A 22,594-nucleotide genomic window follows, 5' to 3' on the forward strand; every position below is an offset into this window, starting at 1 on the left:
TAATAATTGTATGACTGAATCTATCTATTATTTTAAATATAATAACTTAGCTTAGTATCAATAAAAAGCCCAATATTTAGATTAGTTGATTTTGTAAGATTCTACCAATGGTTAATCCCATTAGAATTATCATATATTTGTTGTGTTAGAATAAAGCCTATCCAAAATGATTATGCGAGGCAACTTTATGTCATTAAATGAAATTACGCATACGATTATGCTGTTTATTGAAACTCATCAAGTGTGGTCTCTGCCAATTATTTTTTTATTAGCATTTGGTGAATCATTGGCTATCATTTCTTTACTAGTTCCTGCTACAGCAATTTTATTAGGAGCCGGAGCTTTGATTGGAACTGGAGTGATTTCGTTTGTTCCAGTTTTGGTTGCGGCATCGTTAGGAGCTATTATTGGCGATTTAATTTCTTACTGGTTAGGTAAACATTATCATCAACAGGTAATTGCATCATGGCCATTGAATAAATACCCGAAAATGGTGTTTCGTGCTGAACAGTTTTTTCAGCGTTATGGGACATTTGGGGTGTTTATTGGACGATTTTTTGGTCCTTTGCGGGCAGTCGTTCCTTTGATTGCTGGCACCATGCATATGCCAGCAACAAAATTCAATATTGCCAATGTGGCTTCTGCTCCTATTTGGGCATTTGTCCTATTGGCACCGGGAGCTTTTGGGGTGCCATGGTTAGAAACAATTTTTGGCTAAACTGTGCCAATAGTGTAACTTCGGCGGCCACTTTTACGACCAAGCGCTTCTAAGTTCGTTTGTAGTGGTGGAAATGGTAAGGTCAAGTTATGACGTCGATAAGCATCTAAAATGAGTTTATGTATGGCACTGCGTAGTTTCATTCGATGTCCCATTTCTGCCGCAAATACTCGTAATTCAAACAGTTGGATTCCTTCTTGAATATCAACTAAAAAGACTTGTGGTTCTGGATCGTTAAGTACAAATTCACACTCTTCACAAGCTTGTTGTAAAAGTTTCATAACCAGTTCACTATCTGCATCAATGGTTGCTGGTATGGTTAATACTATACGAGTTATTGAATCGGATAAGGACCAGTTGACTAATTGTTCTGTGATAAACGCCTTATTAGGCATGACAATTTCTTTACGATCCCAATCGACAATTGTAATAGCTCGTGTACTAATTTTAGTGATATTACCAGTTAAATCTCGAATCGTAACGGTATCACCAATCCGCACTGGTTTTTCAAACAAAATAATTAAACCGGAAATAAAATTAGCAAAGATCTCTTGCAGACCAAACCCTAGACCAACACCTAGTGCTGCAATTAACCACTGAATTTTTGCCCAATCTATACCAATGAATGAAAAAGCAATCATACAACCTATCATCAAAATAATGTACTTCGATACCGTTGTAATCGCATATCCAGTACCCGGCGCTAAATCTAAATGTTGTAAAATGCCTAACTCAAGTAATGCGGGTAAATTTTTAACCAATTGAACAGTAATGGTCATGACTAAAATAGCGATACATACCGCACCAAGCGTGATATGTTGTTCAATCTCAGTACCATTGATAATGGTACTTGTACCCCAAAGCTTTATATTATTCATAAAGGCAAAAGCCGAATGAAGTTCCGACCAAAGTAAGATCATACTGATTAATGCTATAAGCATAATAATTGATCTGACTAATTGTAATGATTGGGCACTAATCGCATCTAAATCGATAATAGGTTCATCAACACTATCATTGATTGAGTTTATATCTTCTTCGATGCCTTTGGCGCGTTGCATACGCTCTAATCGGCGTTGTTTAGTCCGTTCGAATTCAATACGACGTTTTTGTATCCACATCCAACGGCGAATCATAAAATAGATAACTAACAAGCCAAACCAGATTATGACTGAGGCTTCTAATCTGCCTAATAAAACTTCTGCCGTCGATAAATAACCTAAACAAGCAGCAATAATAGCTAGCCATGGTGCACTTAATAGCATAAACCACAAAATATGACTTAATACGTTATCACCCGAACCTTTCTTATCAATATAAAGAGGAACGCCAGCTCGATGAATTGAGTTAGTCATAAACACTAAAGCAAAACAGAGGATAATAAATGCTATACGACCGATAGTTGCAGCAAATTGGCGATTACTAAACTGATCAAAACTCATCACAACGACAACTAATGGAATCACGACCCAAACAGATAGTTGATAGTATTTCATTGCGTGACGAACATTTTGTTTTGCCCAACCAAAGTGAGTAATAAATAATCCATTTGGAGATGCAAAGTGTGCCGTAATGATGAATACCCACAAAATAGGCGCTGCGGCATTGACACCATAACCTAAAGCAACTGCGACAGGGTAATCCCAATTAATTTGTAGCGCATAACCCAATGCTGCCCACAAGATAGGTACAGGTAATGCCATTATCAATGAAAAAATAATGACTTTTAAAGTTAAAGAATAATTATCTTGAGTGACTTTGCCGACTCGAGTAGCTGATTTATTTAAGAATGTGTTGTATTTGCCTCGCATTTTAAAATGCACATATACAAACATTATCGATAATACTAAAAAAAATAGTGGTTTTGGGGCACTAAGCACTTCTAAACAAGCATTGTAGAGTTGTGATAGTGTATCGATTGAAACGGTGATATACACCACATCTTTGGCTAAGTCTAAAGGAAAACTAAGTGAAATAGGGTTAACATCCGCAACCCAAAAGAAGTAACGATGAGCGGCATCATTAACTTCATCGATAGCATTGGTTAATTGATTATTGGAAATTTTTAATTTAGTTAATTCAAGAATCGTGGTATCAGTTCCTGAAATTAATGTTTTAAGTAGTTCACTTTGTTCGCGTAACAATCGTCGATATTGACTGGCTGATTTAAGATTACTTAAAGCAACGCTTAGTGTTGGATAATTTTCTAAGCCATTTAAGCTATTTGAATAATTAAGTTGTTGTACTTTCGCCTCAGCGATTTCTGCATCAAGTGGTTGAGACTTAGGTTTTTCTGGTAATCGCAATAGTTGTTGGCGCAAAGTTTCACCTAAGGCGGTTGAAAAACTTAACCATTCGCCTTGTTCAGCAAGCGTGGCAAGGGTATTTTGAACATGTGAAATTTGGGTATTAATATTATTTTGTTCATTAATGATGCTGGTTAAATGTGATTTTTGGTACTCCATATTCTGGCGAAGATCTTCATTTTTTTCATCAAGTTTAGTGATCACTTCTGCAAGTTGATCTTCATTATCAATAATAGGTATTGATTCTTCAGCTACAGCAAAGCATGAAATAGCAAGTAATATCCAACACAAAAAACCACGCATCAACATAGATTAGATCCTTTCTGCTAGTTTTTGACCTACTCGGGTAATATCACCATGTTTTAGATGGCTATCAAATTCAACAGCGTTGGAGGCAAATAAGGTGATAACGGTTGAGCCTAATTTAAAGCATCCCATATCTTGGCCTTTTGCTAATTTAACTTCACCAGCATAAGTCCAACGTTTCATCACTCCATCACGAGGTGGTGTAATTATACCAGCCCAATTTAATTCAATACTACCAACGATAGTCGCGCCTACCATAATTTGAGCCATTGGTCCAAATTCGGTTTCAAATAAACAAATTACTCGTTCATTTCGGGCAAAAATATTTGGAATGGTTTCAGTTGTTGCTTTGTTAACTGAAAACAGAGAGCCTGGTACATAAATCATTTCACGTAATATACCATCACAAGGCATATGAAAACGATGATAGTTTTTAGGTGATAAATAAGTGGTAGCAAAAGAGCCATTTTTAAAAAACTTTATCATATCTGGATGACAAGCAAGTAAAGATTCTAATGAGTAAAAATGGCCTTTAGCTTGTAACAATAAATTATCTTGAATATTACCGAATTGACTAATTACACCATCTGCTGGCATGACAATTGAACTTGCCGCAGGATCAATAGGTCTCGCATCTTCATTGAGTTCACGAGCAAAAAAATCGTTAAATGTTGGATAATCTTTAGCATCAGTTAACTTCGCTTCACTTAGATCAATTTTGTATAGCTTACAAAAACCAATAATCATCCATGTTGTGACTTTTCCTAAACGTTTGTTGGCTAACCAACCAAATATAACTGTTAATAACTGTTTAGGTAAAAGATACTGAATTATTGCTTTTAATTGATTTAACATAAATAGCTCTCAATTTATTTACTAAATGAACCATTATATCAATATTTATTATGAAAGTATAAAAACACCACCTTTGTTCTTATTTTGTGGTACAGATCACAAGCATTTTAAAAATTTTGCCAAACTTATTTAACAATGGCCATCGATTAAAAGTGTAAATCAAAATAGTTCACTAGACTGTCTTCATTAGTAAAAGTGAGGGTAGTTATAATGGCAAATAGATATATTGCTGCAATCGATCTAGGCGCATCAAGTGGCAGAGTCATGTTGTCGAGTTATCGATCTCAAACAGGAAAATTAACACTAACTGAGATACATCGATTTAGTAATGGATATAAAAGCGATGGTAAAAATTTTTGTTGGGATTTGACGTACTTAGAACAAGAAATCATAACCGGATTAAACAAAATTATCCAACAAGATATCAAACTCGATAGTATCGGTATTGATACATGGGGGGTTGATTATGTGTTGCTTGATAAACAAGGTCAAATTGTCGGCCCTACTTACTCTTATCGAGATCATCGTACTGACAACATTATGTCAAAAGTACAAGATGACATTGGTCTAGAAAATATTTATCAAAAAACGGGAATTCAGTTTTTAACCTTTAACACACTTTATCAACTTAAGGCAATGATGCTTGAATCACCAGAATGGTTATCACGAGTAACTGATTTTGTCATGATTCCTGATTATCTGATTTACCGATTAACCGGTGTATTAAATCGAGAATATACCAATGCAACCACCACACAACTTGTCAATGTGACGACTCAAGATTGGGATAAAGACTTACTTGATTATCTTGGTATACCACGTAAATGGTTTGGTGATATCAGTAAGCCTGGAAATCAAGTTGGATATTGGAAAAGTGCCAAGGGTGATCATATCCCTGTAATTGCAGTCGCAAGTCATGATACTGCTAGTGCGGTTATTGCTGCACCAATCATCAATTTACATAGTGCTTATTTATGTTCGGGTACTTGGTCATTAATGGGATTGGAATCAAAACAACCACTGATAAGCAAACAAGCATTAAAAGCCAATATTACCAATGAAGGTGGTGTAGATGGTAATTATCGAGTATTAAAAAACATCATGGGATTATGGTTATTTCAACGGGTTTGTGCTGAAAATAACGTTAAAGATATTATTGAATTAATCGCATCGGCAAAACAAGAACAACCTTTTACGTTTCTTATAAATCCCAATGATCCACGGTTTTTAAATCCGGACTCCATGACAGAAACCATTAAACAGGTTTGTTTAGAAAACAGTGGTCAAACGCCTAAAAACCTCGCTCAATTAGTCAGATGTATTTTTGACAGCCTAGCTTATTTATATCGAGATGTATTACACGAATTATCGACACTGAGTGGTAATCCCATTAAGACATTACACATTGTCGGTGGAGGTTGTCAAAATGCTTTTTTAAACCAGTTATGTGCTGACTTATGCAATGTTAATGTCACCGTTGGACCTATTGAATCTTCGGCATTAGGAAATGTTGGCTATCAGTTAATTTCATTAGGTGAAATTGCGGATATTGATGCATTAAGACAGTTAATTTCACAGAATTTTGACACCAAATTTTATCAACCAAATTGTATTGAAAATTTTTATATTAATTAAGGAGTATTACATGGGCACAATTGAAAATGCTTATCAGATCGCTAAAGCAAGATTTGCTGAAATTGGGGTAGATACAGATGCTGCAATAGTAGCAATGGCAAAATTACCGATTTCAGTTCATTGCTGGCAAGGGGATGATGTTGGTGGTTTTGAAAAACAAGAAGGTGAATTAACTGGTGGTATTCAAGCAACTGGTAATTATCCAGGTAAGGCTCGTACAGCTGATGAATTAAGAGCAGATTTAGATAAAGCCTTTAGCCTTATACCAGGCCCTAAACGACTAAATCTACATGCTTCTTATTTAGAATCAAATCAAAAAGTCGATCGTAATGAAGTGAAACCGGAACACTTTGCCAATTGGGTCGAATGGGCTAAAAAACACCAAATTGGTTTAGATTTTAATCCAACTTATTTTTCACATCCTTTAAGTAATGAAGGCACACTAACCCATGTTAATCCAGAAATTCGTCAATTTTGGATAGAACACGGCAAAGCATGTCGTAAAGTATCAGAATATTTTGGTAAAGAATTAGGCACACCTTCTGTTATGAATATCTGGCTACCTGATGGTATGAAAGATATTACTGTCGACAAATTTAGTCCTAGACAACATTTAGTTGAATCATTGGATGAAATTATTCGTGAAAGAATTGACCCAAAATATCATATTGATGCGGTTGAAAGTAAATTGTTTGGTATTGGTCTCGAATCTTATACCGCTGGTTCAAATGAATTTTATTTAGCTTATGCGACATCACGTAAAACTGCATTATGTTTAGACGCTGGGCATTTCCATCCAACGGAAGTGATTTCCGACAAAATTTCTGCCGTTATGCCATTTGTTGAACATCTATTACTTCATGTTAGCCGCCCTGTACGTTGGGATAGTGATCACGTGGTGCTTTTTGATGATGAAACACAAAATATTGCAAGTGAAATCATTCGAAACAAACTATTTGACCGTGTGCATATTGGTCTAGATTTCTTTGACGCTTCTATTAACCGTATTGCAGCATGGGTAATTGGTACTCGTAATATGAAAAAATGCTTATTGAAAGCATTATTAGAACCAACAGAAAGATTAAAAAAATATGAACATGATCGTGATTTTACCTCACGACTCGCATTACTAGAAGAACAAAAATCATTACCTTGGCAAGCAGTTTGGGATCAGTACTGTTTATTAAATGAAGTTCCAGTTGGTGGTCAATGGCTAGATGAGGTTCGTCAATATGAAACAACTGTCTTAACTAAACGATCATAAGGAACATAAAATGCAACAGATTCTTTCTTCTTGGTTTGTAAAAGGAATGATCAAAGCCACTTATGATATGTGGCTAAAAGGCTGGGATGAGCGTAATGGTGGTAATGTCAGTTTAAGGTTACTTGAAAGTGATGTGATCTCTTTTCAAAATGATTTTTATGAAAAACCACGTCATGTATCTTTGACGCAAGATGTCACTAAACTTGCTAACCAGTACTTTATTGTCACTGGATCTGGTAAGTATTTCCGCAATGTCATATTAGATCCTGCTGACACGTTAGCTATTGTTAAAATCGATGAACAGGGCAAAGGTTATTACATCATGTGGGGATTGATAAATGGTGGTTTACCAACTTCTGAACTAGCTGCTCATCTTCAATCTCATATTGTAAGAATTGAGCAAAGCCAAGGAAAAGATAGAGTCATCATGCACTGTCATGCAACTAATTTAATTGCTTTAACATATGTCCTAGAGCTTGATACTGCGGTAATTACCAGATGGTTGTGGGAAATGAGCACCGAATGTTTAGTTGTATTTCCTGATGGTGTTGGTGTGGTGCCTTGGATGGTTCCGGGTAAAGATGAGATTGGTTATGCCACTGCAAAACAGATGGCAAAACATAGTTTAGTTTTATGGGCTTTTCACGGTGTATTTGGAACAGGTCCAACCTTAGATGAAGCTTTTGGCTTAATTGATACAGCTGAAAAATCGGCAGAAGTTTTAGTCAAAGTGTTATCAATGGGAGGCAAACGTCAAACTATCACTTCGGAAGAGTTCAAATTGTTAGCTGAGCGTTTTGGTGTCACTCCATTGGAAGATGCTATAAAACAGTAAAAATTGCTAATAAAAATATAAGGATAAGGATATGGGTAGTTCAATTATTTTAGGCATATTCTGGCACTTTGTTGGTGCTGCTTCTGCTGCTTGTTTTTACGCACCACTTAAAAAAGTAAAAAACTGGTCATGGGAAACCATGTGGTCAATCGCAGGGTTATTTTCTTGGATTATATTACCATGGACAATAAGTTATTTTTTATTACCAGATTTTTGGGCTTACTATGGTTCGTTTGGTTCAGACATATTAATTCCGGTCTTCTTATTCGGCGCAATGTGGGGAGTCGGTAACATTGGTTATGGCTTAACAATGCGTTATTTAGGTATGTCGATGGGAATAGGTATCGCTATTGGGATAACCTTAATCGTCGGCACTCTAATGACTCCAATATTACAAGGTAAATTTGGTGAATTATTGGCCTCGACTGGCGGTAAAATGACATTATTAGGCGTAGTCGTTGCTGTTATTGGGGTTGCTATAGTAACTTACGCCGGCTTATTGAAAGAAAAAACCTTAGGTGTACAAGTTGAAGATTTTAACTTAAAGAAAGGCCTTCTTCTTGCCATCATGTGTGGTATTTTCTCGGCTGGTATGTCATTTGCTATGAGCGCTGCAGTACCTATGCATGAAAAAGCGGCTGAGCTTGGTGTGGATCATTTATACGTGGCACTTCCAAGTTATGTCATTATCATGGGTGGGGGGGCAATTATTAATCTCGGTTTCTGTATAAGTCGACTCTGTGTTAAAAAAGACTTATCCTTCAAAAAGGATATCTCTGTTGCGAAAGCCTTATTAATTAGCAATATTCTTTTTGCTATCTTAGGTGGTGCAATGTGGTATCTCCAATTCTTCTTCTATGCTTGGGGGCATGCAAATATTCCAACAGAATATGGCTTTATGAGTTGGATGTTACATATGAGTTTCTATGTACTTTGTGGTGGGATTGTTGGTTTAGCACTAAAAGAGTGGTTTGGTACCGGTAAAAAACCAGTACGTATTCTTTGTATTGGTTGTTTAGTAATCATTGTTGCTGCCAATATTGTTGGTTTAGGAATGACTAGTTAATTAAAAGGAAAACATTATGGCTTATAGAATGATTTTAAATGAAACATCTTATTTTGGTGCAGGCTCAATCAGTCAAATCGTAGATGAAGTTAAAAAACGTGGTTTTAAAAAAGCGTTAGTAGTTACGGATAAAGATCTAATAAAATTCAAAGTAGCAACTAAAGTAACACAATTACTAGATAACAATGGTTTTTCTTATCAAGTATTTGATGAAGTTATGCCAAATCCAACCATTAGTATTGTTCAAAAAGGGGTTGAAGTTTTCAAACAATCTGGTGCAGATTATTTGATTGCGATTGGTGGGGGGTCCCCTCAAGATACCGCAAAAGCTATCGGTATTATCATCAATAATCCAGAATTTGCGGATGTTCGTAGTCTTGAAGGCGTTGCGCCAACTAAAAAACCAGCAGTACCTACGATCGCAATTCCTACGACAGCAGGTACAGCTGCTGAAGTGACCATTAATTACGTAATCACAGATGAAGAAAATAAACGCAAATTTGTCTGTGTTGATCCACACGATATTCCGGCTGTTGCAATTATTGATTCAGATATGATGACAAGTATGCCTGCTAGTTTAAAAGCAGCAACTGGTGTTGATGCCTTAACTCACGCGATTGAAGGTTATATAACTAAAGGGGCGTGGGAATTATCAGACATGTTCCACTTGAAAGCGATTGAAGTTATTTCTCGCTCATTACGTGACTCGGTAAGCGGGATCGCTAAAGGTAGTGAAGACATGGCATTAGGACAATATATTGCTGGAATGGGTTTTTCAAATGTGGGCTTAGGATTAGTTCATGGAATGGCACATCCATTAGGAGCTTTTTATGGTACGCCTCATGGTGTGGCTAATGCCGTCCTTTTACCTCATATAATGGCTTACAATGCTGAATTTACTGGTGAGAAATATCGCGATATCGCCAAAGCAATGGGAGTCGCTTTGACGGAAAACATGACAATCGAACAAGTGAGAAAAGCTGCTGTTAATGCAGTTAAACAACTTAACATTGATGTCGGTATTCCTGCAACATTAAAAGAGATCGGTGTAAAATTAAATGATATTCCTGCGCTAGCCCAAGCTGCTTTTGATGATGTTTGTACCGGAGGTAATCCTCGCGATACTAACGTAAGAGAAATTGAGCAATTATATCATTCTATTTACCAATAAAAATGACACAATGAAAGTGAAATAGGTTAAACATAAAGTTAACCTATTTCAAGTAAAAAGGAATTATTATGATAAGAAAAGCGAGTATTATGCAGGTTCATCCTGATAAACATGCAGAGTATAAGAAGCGGCATGATGAAATATTTCCTGACTTAGTGAAAGAACTTAAATCACATGGAGCTCACAATTACTCAATCTTTTTAGACAGCAAAAGAAATTTACTTTTTGCCTATGTCGAAATTGAATCTGAGGAACGTTGGGATGCTGTAGCTAAAACAGCTGCTTGTCAAAAATGGTGGGCATTTATGAAAGATATCATGCCAAGCAATTCTGATAATAGCCCGATTAGTGAATCATTAACTGAAGTTTTTTATTTATTATAAAATATTCCTCTCTTTAATACACATCAAAGAGAGGAAACTAAATATATAATCATTTCTACACACTCAATTATCACTTCTTATCGTTAAATAGGGCTCGATATTCGGAAGGAGTCTGATTGGTCAGCTTTTTAAACACAGATGAAAAATAGTTACTATCATCATAACCACATTCTGCCGCAATCATACTAATCGAATAATCAGTAGTTCTAAGTAAAGACATTGCATCACATAGACGTCTTTTTTGTAAGTAGCCAGTAATAGTCATCCCTGTTTGACTTTTAAATAAGCGACTAAGTGAACGGCTTGCGATATGATTGTCTTTGCAAAAAACATCAATATTAAATGGGGTTGCTATACTGTTATGAAGAGCAGTGAACAATAAATCCAATTGATGAGTAGCAGTAGGTAGAGCTACCGTAGGAACTTGTTTAATCCGGTCTAACAAAATAACCAACTGCAAAAAAAGAGCCTCAGATAAATGAACGGAGGCTAAATTGTTTTTCTTAGACTCAACATCTAACTGTTCAATAAGTGGTGATAAAAGTTTAAGGGATGAAGGTTGAATACGCCAAGACCGTTCATTATGTCTAGCAGTCACTTTAGGTAAATAAGACTCAATAGTGGATGATAAAAATAGTGATTCTCTCAAATATAAAATATTCTCCAATCTAAGGTCATTAACAGATTCATAGCCATGCACATCTTTCGGATTAATATATAAAATATCACCACTGGTAATCGGATAAACATATTCATTCCAATGATGTAGCCCATTACCAGAACAGACAATCACAATTTCATTAAAATCGTGGTTATGCAAAGGAAAGGGTTGTTGATGATCACGTCTTTCGACAGTAACAGTATTTATCTCCGAAATAAAATAGTCTTGTTTATATAAACGTAAACATTTTTCCATAGACTGTTCCTGATTGATTAATGATAACGTTTATCTGGATTATTACGTAATGTTTGTGGCGAAAACGTAAATTCTTGTTTAAAACAGGTTGAAAAATAAGCACTATCATTAAAACCACATTCTTGTGCAATAGTTGTGATGGATTTATTGCTGTAAATTAACTGTGTGTAAGCATTAGCCAACCGTAGTTTTATTAGATATTTTTGTGGTGTGATACCAATTTCATTCTTTATATGTCGATGAAAAGAGCGTAATGATAATGAAAATTGCTCAGTTAATTGTGCCCAATTAATTTGCTCCTTAAAATTGATTTGTAACCAACGTAGAAGTTGTTTAACGCGATTATCATAGGAACCAGAACCCTGATTAACATAAAGATTATTATTAAAAATCAAAAGTAATTGTAAAAATAAACTCTCCTGAATAGCATTTGATTGATTTGGCGTTAATTGCTTAATAATCGATTGAATATTTTCATAAGATTTTTTATCAAAAAAGTAATGCGATTGAATTGGATCAGGATTTGGAATTAATTGATTTATTCCATTGATAAAATGAAAATTTTTAGGATCTCTAAACAAAATATTGGTCAAATGCAAATCATGAACGCTCTCGTACAAATGACAGTCGGAAGCCTTAATATAAAACATCATGCCTGGATACAAATCAAAAAGTCGCCCATTCAATATGTGTTTACCGTATCCACTAGTTACAATAACGATCTCATTGAAATTATGGGTATGTTCAGGATAGACGGGTTGTGGTGTTCGAGGCTCAATGGCGATATTTTGATCGCTAGACGAGAAAAAATCTTTATCAAGTAACATTTCAATCATTCTGAACCTCACTTCTTTTTAAAACTTACAACCACATTCTAAAAAGTAAATCGAAATCTCACCTTTAATATTTGGACAGCTAACATAATATTTTGGCTATAAATTATAGCTATGCAGGACTTTTTATTAAAAATGTGCGAAGCTTCACATTTTTAAAATTTTTCCGTTTAAAAGTTCATCAGAACGCGATTGAATACCAAGCAGTTGAAGTTTTTTTATAGAATAAAAATTCTAAAATTTTTATTTGTTTCGATAACGTTAGTTATGATATTTATTGTTTGCTATAAATTGATTTATAGTAAAAATAAAAAATATATATGATGATATTAATTATTTTTCTGACTTGGTGAGGGTGTTTTTTATACAAAATAGCAGAGCATTTTTAATTATCATCAAAACTTTCAGGTATATCTGTTTCTTTCAAAATTCAAAAAATAATTAACCGTGAACTAAAAAACTACTCCAGTTAGTCTGACTTATTATGGAGGTGCTCATTTTTTTAGTTATAGTTTATAGAGCGATGATAGCAAAGATAATAAAAGAGAAAAATATCACTTGTGCAACACTTAAGGGAAGCCAACAGAAAGAGCGGTTGAATGTTAGCCTATCATCGTTACCTACACAAATTCATTGATGTTGCAATTGAAATTTATCTTAATTATTCATAACGAACAATGGAACATTTTACCACTGGGAGAAAATGCGACCAAAGTTATAGGATACGCCAAATAGTTAACCATAATGATTCAACCGTTGGTTGGCTATCAGGAATTTTCATTTAGTACATCACTTCACTTCTGAAAAAGTTTACCGATACAGTATTGCTTAATTACAGCCTCAATTAAAGAATTTTATATTCATCTTATTTTAGCTAACACAATACAAAAAATACCAAATTATCAATAATAAATATTGGAATTAAAATCCCTATTGACCATTTCATATAGCCAAAAAAGCTTGGCATATTAATTTTATGTTGTGTGGCAATACTTTTAACCATAAAGTTAGGTGCATTACCAATGTAACTTAATGCGCCCATAAATACAGAACCCATTGAAATTGCCAATAAAGTGTCTGCATAAGTGGTCATTAAAGTAGTTGCATTACCCGAAGCTAAATTAAAAAACACCAGATAAGTTGGTGCATTGTCTAAAAATCCTGACAATGATCCCGATAACCAAAAATACATACTATTTATAGGCTTAGCTTGTTCACTGGTGACCAATGATACTACTGAACTCAACGCACCATCATTGCCGGCACGTAAAATTGCTAGAACGGGCACTATAGTAATAAAGATACCAATAAACAATTTGGCAACTTCTTTGATTGGATCCCAATTGAATTCATTGCCGGCTCGTACTTGCTTTGGCGTGATCAATATTGAAATAATCGTTATAGCAATAAAAAGGCCATCACGAACTAGATTTTGTAATTCAACTTGCGATCCTGATAGTGTGAAATTTATCGCCGGATGCCAAATGCCAGATAAAAGCACACTAGCAATTATCGCCACTAGTAAGCCGATATTTTTTAGACCATATAATTTAACTGCTTCTGAACTATGGGAAAGAGTAATATTGCCATATTGCTTACAATAATAATATCTATCGATAAAATAATAAATAATGAGTAATAAACCGGATGTCAAAATAACTGGTAATAACATATGTTTAACAGTCCAGAAAAAATCCACACCTTTTAAAAAACCAATGAATAATGGTGGATCACCTAACGGCGTCAAACCACCACCAATATTGGCGACTAAAAAGATAAAGAAAATTACTGTGTGGACTGAATGGTGTCGTTGCCGATTAGCTCGCAGTATTGGCCGAATCATTAACATAGCTGCGCCAGTTGTTCCCATAATTGAAGCTAATACCACACCAATGGCTAATAAAATAACATTTGATTTTGGCGTACTTATTTTATCACTTTTGATAAGAATACCACCAGAAACAGTGAACAATGCCAAAAGTAATAATATAAAGGGGATATACTCTTCAATAATGGCATGAGCTGTTAATTGAATTGTGGTAGATAAACCAAAAGAAAATAACGCAGAGCCTAGAAATAGTAACGACCAAACCAGAACAATTTTGCCATAATGATGATGCCACAGCCGTGCTAGAAATAATGGGCATAATGCGATAGAAAGCAAAATTCCAACAAATGGGATAGCCCAAAATAACGATAACTCCTGCCCATTAAACTCGCTTGCATGCAGTTGAAAAGAGATTAGCATTAAACTAATAAATGGTATTATTGATAATTTGGATAGACGTTTCATTGCGTTATTATGTGAATTAAAAGTCGCAGATTATAACAAATCCACAGTTAATTTTCGAATTAGTTACACTTAAATAAATTTTAGTTTAACAGTAATAAAAAATTTGAGGAGAGGGGTTTTTTAACCTAAAAGCTTTGGCTATTTTCGCATATTTGTGTAAAAAGACTATAATAATCGGCAATTTTTTCATATTGGATTATTCATGCAGACAACATCGCCAACAATTAACAAAGATGTTTTACATCATCGTAATAAGCATATTAATGGCTACCCATTTGATTTACTTATTAAAACTTTACCAGCATTATCTAACTTTGTTAAACCTAACCAATATGGTCGGGTAACGATTGATTTTTCTAATCCTGTTGCCGTGAAGATGCTAAATAAAGCACTTTTATTGCACTATTATCAACTCTCTTATTGGGATATTCCAGACGATTACCTATGCCCTCCAATTCCAGGGCGAGCAGATTATATCCACTATTTGGCTGATTTATTAGCGCAAGATAATCAGAATAAGATCCCTATGGGTAAGAGAATTAGCATTTTAGATATTGGGGTTGGTGCAAATGCCATTTATCCGATTATTGGCTGTGCTGAGTATGGTTGGTCATTTGTTGGCACTGATATCAATCCAACATCATTCAAGGTTGCGTCGTTAATAGCAAAATCTAATGAATTATTAAAAAATAGCCTACAATGTCGTTTACAACCCAACAGTGATGCTATTTTTGAAAATATCATTAAACCGAAAGAATTTTACTTGGCAACTTTATGCAATCCTCCTTTTCATAATTCAAAGCAACAGGCTCAAGCGAGTGCTTATACAAAACTACAAAAATTGGGTAAATTAAGTTCAGAAAAAGATCAAGTTATACTTAATTTTGGTGGACAACATGCTGAACTTTGGTGCAAAGGAGGAGAAAGTGCATTTATAACCAAAATAATTGCCGAAAGTGTTAACTATAAAACACAATGCCTATGGTTTACTTCGTTGGTTTCGAAAAAAGAATCACTGACAAACATAAAAAAACAGTTAAAAAAATCATCTGTAACTGAATACAAAATTATCCCGATGGCTCAAGGTCAAAAAATAAGCCGTTTTGTTGCGTGGACGTTTTTTGATCGAGAACAACGACAAAAGCAGATCAAAAAATTTTGAGGAAAGGGGTTTTTATGTAATAGCTTAATAACGATATCGTTAATTAACTATAAATTAACTTACACTTCCATAGTCAAAATTAATAGTATTAGATATTTTTTGAGAATATTAAGTTCTATATGATATTTATCTCACTGAAGGCCGATATAATAATTTTGAGTTTTAGCAGTATTATTCTTATTTAGTGATTCTGGTTTTTGAATTCTGTTTAGATTAACGAAAATTAGTTTAATGATCTGTATTATCTAATCTATTAATCATATTTAATCTTTAACTTTACTTCCTTAATTCTGACAATAAACGATATTAATTATTTTGATTATTTTCTTATTTAAAAAATATCCTAATCTAATCTATTTTTTGTTGTATGATGTTTTTGTTATATCAGCAATATAAGGATCATCATATGCAAGAGAAACCAAGAAAAGCAATTATTAATGCGCTATTAACAGTTATCAAAGTTGAACAGTTATCCCGTAGTTTTTTACGTTTGCATTTTAGCTGTGATACACCATTGATGGTCAATCCGCGTTGGATTTGTCCTCATTTAAAATTACTCTTTGCTGATCCTTTGACTGGTGAAATTACTTTCCCACAATTAGATGAAAATAATAAAATCATGGTCAGTGATCGAATTCGCCAATTAGCACGTAGTTATAGCATTCGTGGGTATGATGAATCTACTAATCAAGTAATAATTGATTTTGCTATTCATTCTCAAGGATTAGCGACGGTTTGGGCTCAAAAGGCCAAAATAGGTGATCAAGTTGGTATTGTAGGTACTGCTGGTAAATTAGAATTTGATAATCAATTTTTAGTTTTGATGGGCGATATTTCTGCAGTACCGAGTATCTGTTATACGCTTGAAAATTTGCCTAGTTCTCAAACAGCATTAGCTTTTATTGAAGTTAATCACAAAACGGATATTGTTGACCTACCAATCAACAAAAATGTAAAAGTTCAATGGTTTGTTAAGGATTTAAATGCTCCTAATCAATTAGTTGACGCGGTGATGAACATCAATTTTAGTGATCAAGATAATATATTGTTTTGGGGGGGAATGGAAAGATCATTGGCACAACAATTACGTCATTCAATCAAAGATAAATATCCCAATTTAGAACCTAATGCTATTCAGATTACCAGTTATTGGCGAGAGGGATTTGCGGAAGGAGAATTTAAACATCGTGATTGATTGTTGGTAGAAAGTTGTGAATATACTTGCGCATTTACATTTAGCAACAATTGCCAATAGCTCGCTAATTGGCAATACTGTTGCTGATTTTGTAAAAGGTGATCCTTATCAGCAATTTCCAACTGAGATAGCTGATGGTATTATGTTGCATAGAAAAATTGATAGTTTTACTGATAGTTTTCCTACTGTTAAACAAGCAAAATTGTTATTTCGAAATAGTCATCAACGTGTTGCTCCAATAACGCTTGATATTGTTTGGGATCATTTTTTATCAAAGTATTGGCATGATTTTGGTTCAAGTCAAACTTTATCATCATTTAATATTATGACTAAAAGGTATATCCAACCTTATATCACTAATTATCCTACAGATTATCAACATTTTATGAATGCGATGTGGCAAGAATCATGGTTAGAAAATTACGCTTCAATAGATTTTATTGCGAAAGTATTAAAAGGTATGGCTCAGCGAAGACCAAAACTTTATTTATTGCAAGAAACCATTATTGATATTAAACAAAACTATAGCGCATTAGAATCACATTTTTTTGATTTATATCCGAAAATATGTTCAGGTATAAAATCGGTATAAGCTTATGAGATAATAGTTATCGAATAATTTAACTACATAAATTCATTCGATAACTATTAAAGAATTGAATAGTTTTATTTAGGTAAACTGATTTTTCTATCTTCAATCATAATCAAGTTACTGCTATCCGGTTTTTGTGCTATTGGTACCAAATTTTCAAGTGTTGCTTGCGGAGCTTGGCTAATGCTGCCACCTCTTGGCTTAGTACGAATTACCTGACTTTCAGGTAATGTAGTATTCTTAGTTAGATTGGCCCATAACCATTCGATGGCATCTTCACCGTAATAGTCAATAGCTAATAGTGTGTTATCAAATGGTGATTTTCCGTCGAGATAACTAGCATTTTCAACTTCGATATAACGTAGTTGCGATTCTTTTCCTTCTACTCCACTATTTAAAGCAACATACGGACGAGATGTATGATTTATTAACTGTTTGACATTATTTTGTCCATGTACAATAAACGTTTTAATTTTATTTAAATTTCCGGTTGCTTGTACTTGTTTTAGTCCATCATTAACTCGTTTCTCGGTTATTTTCTCTCGTAAACAAATAGCCCCTTTAGTACCATAATCTATCTGATTTTTAATTTCAGAGCTTGAGAACCACTCTCTTCTTGGTGAATCGATATCCTTATTTGCGACAAGATCGATTGCGGTAACATCTTTATTGGCCCAAATAGGTAAATGACCATTAGATAGTGACCAGATTTCAGAGAATTTTACTTCTTTTAATGGCATTACTTCACCAAAATTATAGAGTGGATCTTGTTGCGTACTGGCAACAGAATAATCACACATGTTTTCTGTAACATCAAAGCGACCATATGAACTAATATATTGATACGGAAAAGCAATTGATTCTTTATTATAAAAATAGGGTAACTGAATTTCCATCTCTGGACGCCAACCATAACTATATAACTTTTCTAGAGCTTCTTTAGGCGTACCTTTAGTTAATAAGTTAGCCTTTTTTAGTGCATCACAGCGATTTTGCGAATAAAAATATTTTGACGCATAAGGAACATAATTGTCTGCCTTATTAGGCTCAATTGCTGGGATGGCACAAGGAATGTAAAGCGCAGCTGTAGTAGCATAATCAGGGATTGAATTATATTTGAAACTTCTTACACTAGTTCCTTCTTGTATAGTAAGTGAGGCAATCTCTGGATTGGGTTGTATTTGTGGATTAACCGCAACAATACCATTAATGGTTCCGATCTTATCTAATTCACCCGCATTCAAAGCTGCACTAGCACCATCTTCGGCACCATAGATCAATATCAATGTATTATAGCTGGTAAAGTTTCGAGTATTTGTGGCTGAAAATCTATCATTAATTTCATAAAGTGCAAATTCAATTGACTGTAAAACATATTTGCCCCAATTATGTTCAGGGTTCTGTTTTGAGTGTAACTGTTTAACAGCATATCTATTGGGGTAATTTTTTATAAAATTTTCTCTATTTTTGATCTTAGGATTAAATAATAGATTATCTTTTGCAATTTTTCCTTCTATAGTAAAGCCTTGTTGACTACTAATATCATAAATACCATTGCCCAATCCTTTATCATTATAAACTACTGCACAATTATGTTTTAATCCCCAAAGCCCGCGAATTTGTATATCTTTGGCGTTATATAAACCGTCATAATTGCTAGCTGGAATGGCAACAATACATGGTTTTTTCTTATCAAAATCAACGGGAATTTGTAATAGAACACCGACATTTCCTTCTTTAATTGTCGCTAAAATTTCGGTGCCGGCTATTTTTCCGTCGAACAATGGTGACAAGTTTTGCTGTCTAAATCCAAATAATTGACCTTCACCGGTTTTTGTATCAATAAAGCGATTTAATTTAGCTTGACGGAGCTCACGAGTTGTTGGATTATCAGAATCAGCAAATTTGAATTTTTGTATCATTGATGATAAAGGTGTAAAACCAATGCCGGCTGTAACTAGATCGTCGCTATCTCCATCATAGTAGTTTGAACTGTGAATAGTAATCCATTGTGGTTTTGGATTGTAGGGATTATTTTGATCAGTATAGCCAATATTTGGAATTGCAAGTATTGGTAAAAATAGTAATGATGTTAAAGTTTTTATATTTTTGATTATCAAAGTCATTACACTAACTTCCCATTTTTTAATTAACTTAGTTTTCCATATCATGGATGATAATTATATAATTTATCCGTTAGATGGTAAATTTTTGCTACCAAGAGCCCAAAAGGCTGAAATAATTTTTTCAGATAATCGCCTTTTTTGGACGCATATACCCACATCAAATGGTTCCATTAAATTGGTTGACCATTCAGTAATTCGTTCGCGAACTCTTTCTGGACTGTTTTCCATTACCACTTTTGGCAATAATGCTACACCGCATCCTAAAGCAACCATAGATACAATTGCTTCATGTCCTGCAACTGTTGCATAAATTCTAGGACTGGTTATTTTTTGTTGTTTGAACCATAAATCAATTCTTTGTCGGCTGGGGCCATGTTCTGGCAAAATGAAAGGAATATTATGCCAATCTGGCGTTTTTTGATGTAATTTATCACTAAATGAGCTATTAAGTTTAGGAATTAATAAGACCATTTCGATCTCGCCTAATTTTATAAATTCAACACCAGCCGGTAATTGTTTAGGTTTGCCTGCAATAGCGAGATCAGCCTGATTAGATTGAATTTTTTCAACTGCATCAGCAGCATCACCAGTAGATAGCTTAATTTCAACTAGTGGATAATGAATGCGGAAGCGATCTAATATATCAGGTAAATGACTATAGGCCGCCGTTACTGAGCAAAATAGGGTTAATTCGCCAACCAATTGTTGATCTGATTGATCTAACTCTTGCTTTAATTGTTGATGTAGATTTACAACTTGTAGAGCAAAACGTTTTACTTTTTCGCCTTCATGAGTAATTTGAACTTGTCGGTTGTCGCGTACAAATAATTGATGCCCAAATTGTTCCTCAAGGCGTTGGATTTGCCTTGAAAGCGTGGAAGGACTTACATGCATTGCATCAGCGCTCATGCCAAAATGGCATGTCTCACACAAATGTAAAAACAATTTTAGGTCACGAATATTCATATTAATGGTTATTTTCAGATATTTCTAATATTAAACACTATTATCAAATAGTGATTATATCACCATCAGTATTAAATGCCGCTATTATTCACAGATATATCAATAAGGCAAATAGCAAAATAGTCTTCTTCAATGGCAATATAGATGTAGACCTGTTAGAATACGCCATTATTTTTGCTTAGCTAAATTGATTAATTTTATGACAGAACAAGCTTATTTAGACGAAGTTAATGCTCGTCGTACTTTTGCTATTATCTCTCACCCGGATGCGGGTAAAACGACTATCACCGAAAAAGTATTGTTGTTTGGACAAGCGATTCAAACTGCGGGTACAGTTAAGGGGCGTGGTGCTAATGCTCAACACGCTAAATCAGATTGGATGGAAATGGAAAAACAACGTGGTATTTCCATCACCACATCGGTCATGCAATTTCCTTATAATGATTGTTTAGTTAACTTACTTGATACTCCTGGGCATGAGGACTTCTCTGAAGATACTTATCGAACGTTAACTGCTGTTGATAGTTGTTTAATGGTTATTGATGCTGCAAAAGGTGTCGAAGATAGAACACGTAAATTGATGGAAGTAACGCGTTTACGTAATACGCCAATTTTGACTTTTATGAATAAACTTGATCGTGATATACGTGACCCGATGGAGTTACTTGATGAAGTTGAAAATGAACTTAATATCATGTGTGCACCTATTACCTGGCCAATTGGTTGTGGTAAATTATTCAAAGGTGTCTATCATTTAGCGAAAGATGAGACCTATCTTTATCAAACAGGTAAAGGCCATACTATTCAAGAAGTTCGTATTATCAAAGGATTAGATAATCCAGAACTCGATACCACAATTGGCGATGATTTAGCACAGCAACTTCGTGATGAGCTTGAATTAGTACAAGGTGCATCAAATGAGTTTGATCTGGAAGCATTTTTATCTGGTGATTTAACTCCAGTATTTTTTGGTACTGCATTAGGAAATTTTGGTGTTGATCATATGCTTGATGGGTTGACTGCTTGGGCTCCGACGCCTCAACCTCGCCAGACCGATAAACGAGAAGTTGTAGCTACTGAAGAAAAATTTACTGGTTTTGTATTTAAGATCCAAGCCAATATGGATCCTAAACATCGTGACAGAGTTGCTTTTATGCGTATTGTATCGGGTAAATACGAGAAAGGCATGAAGTTGCGTCATGTTCGTATCGCAAAAGATGTGAATATTTCTGATGCGTTAACCTTTATGGCTGGTGATCGAGATCATGTCGAACAAGCTTATGCTGGTGATATTATTGGTTTACATAATCATGGCACTATACAGATTGGTGATACTTTCACTCAAGGTGAAGATCTTAAATTTACCGGTATTCCTAATTTTGCCCCTGAGCTATTTCGTCGTATTCGTTTAAAAGATCCTCTTAAACAGAAACAATTATTAAAAGGTTTAGTTCAGCTTTCGGAAGAAGGTGCAGTACAAGTATTCCGTCCAATTGCTAACAATGATTTAATTGTTGGAGCGGTAGGAGTGTTGCAATTTGACGTAGTTGTTGCGCGTTTAAAATCTGAATACAACGTAGAAGCGATTTATGAACCAGTAAATGTAACAACGGCTCGTTGGGTTGAATGTAGTGATGCTAAGAAACTTGAAGATTTTAAACGAAAATGTGAGCAAAATTTGGCACTAGATGGTGGTGATAATCTATCTTATATTGCGCCAAGTATGGTTAATCTAAATCTAACACAAGAACGTTATCCAGATGTTGAATTTAGAAAAACACGTGAGCATTAATTGGTTACTTGGTAATTAAGATTAACAATGAGAACACTATTAATGATCTGATAATGAGGAAGGGCTATTTTTAGCCCTTTTTTATTTATTAATTTGTTGTATTTTTAATACGATAATGTTAGTTTAACCATATCTTTTAGATAATTGCTATTTTTATGCAAAATCGATTATCACTATATT

At 34.5% G+C, this 22,594-nt stretch carries 17 protein-coding genes and 1 pseudogene; 11 read left to right on the forward strand and 7 right to left on the reverse strand.

Translation table 11 applies throughout. The annotated features are described in order from the left end of the window. Positions 1-187 precede the first annotated feature (187 nt). Positions 188-718 (forward strand): DedA family protein, encoded by a 531-nt coding sequence (locus tag H3S74_RS06665; protein WP_198247529.1) that lies wholly within the window; start codon positions 188-190, stop codon positions 716-718. Here the strand turns inward: H3S74_RS06665 and mscM are convergent. Together mscM and asd are read right to left on the reverse strand one after the other, a co-directional pair. Next, positions 715-3,246 (reverse strand): annotated as a pseudogene (gene mscM / locus H3S74_RS06670) (miniconductance mechanosensitive channel MscM); the annotation flags it as partial. The gene H3S74_RS06665 and the pseudogene mscM overlap by 4 nt on opposite strands. 90 nt (positions 3,247-3,336) lie before the next feature. Beyond that, positions 3,337-4,185, reverse strand: coding sequence for an archaetidylserine decarboxylase (asd, locus tag H3S74_RS06675; RefSeq protein WP_110447522.1), 849 nt, complete (start codon positions 4,183-4,185; stop codon positions 3,337-3,339). Positions 4,186-4,395: 210 nt separating this feature from the next. Between asd and rhaB the strand changes: the two genes are divergently transcribed. The 6 genes from rhaB to rhaM all read left to right on the forward strand — a co-directional run bounded on the left by rhaB (position 4,396) and on the right by rhaM (position 10,539). After that, the gene (rhaB, locus tag H3S74_RS06680) at positions 4,396-5,820 is read left to right on the forward strand and encodes a rhamnulokinase (protein WP_198247531.1); all 1,425 of its coding nucleotides are present in this window, start codon (positions 4,396-4,398) and stop codon (positions 5,818-5,820) included. Positions 5,821-5,830: 10 nt separating this feature from the next. Continuing rightward, positions 5,831-7,084: an L-rhamnose isomerase gene (locus H3S74_RS06685; RefSeq protein ID WP_198247532.1), complete on the forward strand. Its 1,254-nt coding sequence runs from the start codon at positions 5,831-5,833 to the stop codon at positions 7,082-7,084. Positions 7,085-7,094: 10 nt separating this feature from the next. After that, positions 7,095-7,919, forward strand: coding sequence for a rhamnulose-1-phosphate aldolase (gene rhaD, locus H3S74_RS06690; RefSeq protein WP_110447525.1), 825 nt, complete (start codon positions 7,095-7,097; stop codon positions 7,917-7,919). Positions 7,920-7,950: 31 nt separating this feature from the next. Further along, positions 7,951-8,985: an L-rhamnose/proton symporter RhaT gene (rhaT, locus tag H3S74_RS06695; RefSeq protein WP_198247533.1), complete on the forward strand. Its 1,035-nt coding sequence runs from the start codon at positions 7,951-7,953 to the stop codon at positions 8,983-8,985. Positions 8,986-9,001: 16 nt separating this feature from the next. After that, positions 9,002-10,156 carry a lactaldehyde reductase gene (fucO, locus tag H3S74_RS06700; protein ID WP_198247534.1) on the forward strand — a complete coding sequence of 385 codons (1,155 nt, stop codon included), beginning with the start codon at positions 9,002-9,004 and terminating at the stop codon, positions 10,154-10,156. A 68-nt stretch (positions 10,157-10,224) separates the two neighbouring features. Continuing rightward, positions 10,225-10,539 (forward strand): L-rhamnose mutarotase, encoded by a 315-nt coding sequence (gene rhaM, locus H3S74_RS06705; RefSeq protein WP_110447528.1) that lies wholly within the window; start codon positions 10,225-10,227, stop codon positions 10,537-10,539. Positions 10,540-10,609: 70 nt separating this feature from the next. Here rhaM and H3S74_RS06710 read toward each other — a convergent pair whose 3' ends face one another. The 3 genes from H3S74_RS06710 to H3S74_RS06720 form a co-directional block, all read right to left on the reverse strand. After that, positions 10,610-11,455: a helix-turn-helix domain-containing protein gene (locus H3S74_RS06710; protein WP_198247535.1), complete on the reverse strand. Its 846-nt coding sequence runs from the start codon at positions 11,453-11,455 to the stop codon at positions 10,610-10,612. A gap of 17 nt (positions 11,456-11,472) precedes the next feature. Continuing rightward, complete coding sequence (gene rhaS, locus H3S74_RS06715; RefSeq protein ID WP_110447530.1) at positions 11,473-12,291, reverse strand: HTH-type transcriptional activator RhaS; 819 nt, start codon at positions 12,289-12,291, stop codon at positions 11,473-11,475. Positions 12,292-13,162: 871 nt separating this feature from the next. After that, positions 13,163-14,581, reverse strand: a complete 1,419-nt coding sequence (locus tag H3S74_RS06720) for a sodium:proton antiporter (RefSeq protein ID WP_198247536.1) — start codon at positions 14,579-14,581, stop codon at positions 13,163-13,165. A 202-nt stretch (positions 14,582-14,783) separates the two neighbouring features. On the opposite strand from H3S74_RS06720, the gene rlmF reads away from it, so the two are divergent. The 3 genes from rlmF to H3S74_RS06735 all read left to right on the forward strand — a co-directional run bounded on the left by rlmF (position 14,784) and on the right by H3S74_RS06735 (position 17,530). Continuing rightward, complete coding sequence (rlmF, locus tag H3S74_RS06725) at positions 14,784-15,743, forward strand: 23S rRNA (adenine(1618)-N(6))-methyltransferase RlmF (protein WP_198247537.1); 960 nt, start codon at positions 14,784-14,786, stop codon at positions 15,741-15,743. Positions 15,744-16,149: 406 nt separating this feature from the next. Then, on the forward strand, positions 16,150-16,938 hold the full coding sequence (locus H3S74_RS06730; protein WP_198247538.1) for a siderophore-interacting protein: 789 nt from the start codon (positions 16,150-16,152) through the stop codon (positions 16,936-16,938). A gap of 16 nt (positions 16,939-16,954) precedes the next feature. Beyond that, complete coding sequence (locus H3S74_RS06735; RefSeq protein ID WP_110447534.1) at positions 16,955-17,530, forward strand: ACP phosphodiesterase; 576 nt, start codon at positions 16,955-16,957, stop codon at positions 17,528-17,530. A gap of 74 nt (positions 17,531-17,604) precedes the next feature. Here H3S74_RS06735 and H3S74_RS06740 read toward each other — a convergent pair whose 3' ends face one another. Continuing rightward, entirely contained in the window at positions 17,605-19,656 is a 2,052-nt protein-coding gene (locus tag H3S74_RS06740) for a 3-hydroxybutyrate oligomer hydrolase family protein (RefSeq protein ID WP_198247539.1), read from the reverse strand. Between the two features lie 63 nt (positions 19,657-19,719). Continuing rightward, a complete protein-coding gene (gene ilvY / locus H3S74_RS06745; RefSeq protein ID WP_110447536.1) occupies positions 19,720-20,622 on the reverse strand; it encodes an HTH-type transcriptional activator IlvY in 903 nt (300 codons plus the stop codon). A gap of 199 nt (positions 20,623-20,821) precedes the next feature. Between ilvY and prfC the strand changes: the two genes are divergently transcribed. After that, the gene (prfC, locus tag H3S74_RS06750; RefSeq protein WP_198247540.1) at positions 20,822-22,414 is read left to right on the forward strand and encodes a peptide chain release factor 3; all 1,593 of its coding nucleotides are present in this window, start codon (positions 20,822-20,824) and stop codon (positions 22,412-22,414) included. The last annotated feature ends 180 nt before the right edge of the window (positions 22,415-22,594 follow it).

The organism is Gilliamella sp. W8126 (assembly GCF_016102185.1).
Lineage (GTDB): Bacteria > Pseudomonadota > Gammaproteobacteria > Enterobacterales > Orbaceae > Gilliamella > Gilliamella apis_A.

Coding starts and splice junctions, on each gene's coding strand:
- H3S74_RS06665 (WP_198247529.1), top strand. CDS start 188: ATGTCATTAAATGAAATTACGCATACGATTATGCTGTTTATTGAAACT.
- asd (WP_110447522.1), bottom strand. CDS start 4,185: ATGTTAAATCAATTAAAAGCAATAATTCAGTATCTTTTACCTAAACAG.
- rhaB (WP_198247531.1), top strand. CDS start 4,396: ATGGCAAATAGATATATTGCTGCAATCGATCTAGGCGCATCAAGTGGC.
- H3S74_RS06685 (WP_198247532.1), top strand. CDS start 5,831: ATGGGCACAATTGAAAATGCTTATCAGATCGCTAAAGCAAGATTTGCT.
- rhaD (WP_110447525.1), top strand. CDS start 7,095: ATGCAACAGATTCTTTCTTCTTGGTTTGTAAAAGGAATGATCAAAGCC.
- rhaT (WP_198247533.1), top strand. CDS start 7,951: ATGGGTAGTTCAATTATTTTAGGCATATTCTGGCACTTTGTTGGTGCT.
- fucO (WP_198247534.1), top strand. CDS start 9,002: ATGGCTTATAGAATGATTTTAAATGAAACATCTTATTTTGGTGCAGGC.
- rhaM (WP_110447528.1), top strand. CDS start 10,225: ATGATAAGAAAAGCGAGTATTATGCAGGTTCATCCTGATAAACATGCA.
- H3S74_RS06710 (WP_198247535.1), bottom strand. CDS start 11,455: ATGGAAAAATGTTTACGTTTATATAAACAAGACTATTTTATTTCGGAG.
- rhaS (WP_110447530.1), bottom strand. CDS start 12,291: ATGATTGAAATGTTACTTGATAAAGATTTTTTCTCGTCTAGCGATCAA.
- H3S74_RS06720 (WP_198247536.1), bottom strand. CDS start 14,581: ATGAAACGTCTATCCAAATTATCAATAATACCATTTATTAGTTTAATG.
- rlmF (WP_198247537.1), top strand. CDS start 14,784: ATGCAGACAACATCGCCAACAATTAACAAAGATGTTTTACATCATCGT.
- H3S74_RS06730 (WP_198247538.1), top strand. CDS start 16,150: ATGCAAGAGAAACCAAGAAAAGCAATTATTAATGCGCTATTAACAGTT.
- H3S74_RS06740 (WP_198247539.1), bottom strand. CDS start 19,656: ATGACTTTGATAATCAAAAATATAAAAACTTTAACATCATTACTATTT.
- ilvY (WP_110447536.1), bottom strand. CDS start 20,622: ATGAATATTCGTGACCTAAAATTGTTTTTACATTTGTGTGAGACATGC.
- prfC (WP_198247540.1), top strand. CDS start 20,822: ATGACAGAACAAGCTTATTTAGACGAAGTTAATGCTCGTCGTACTTTT.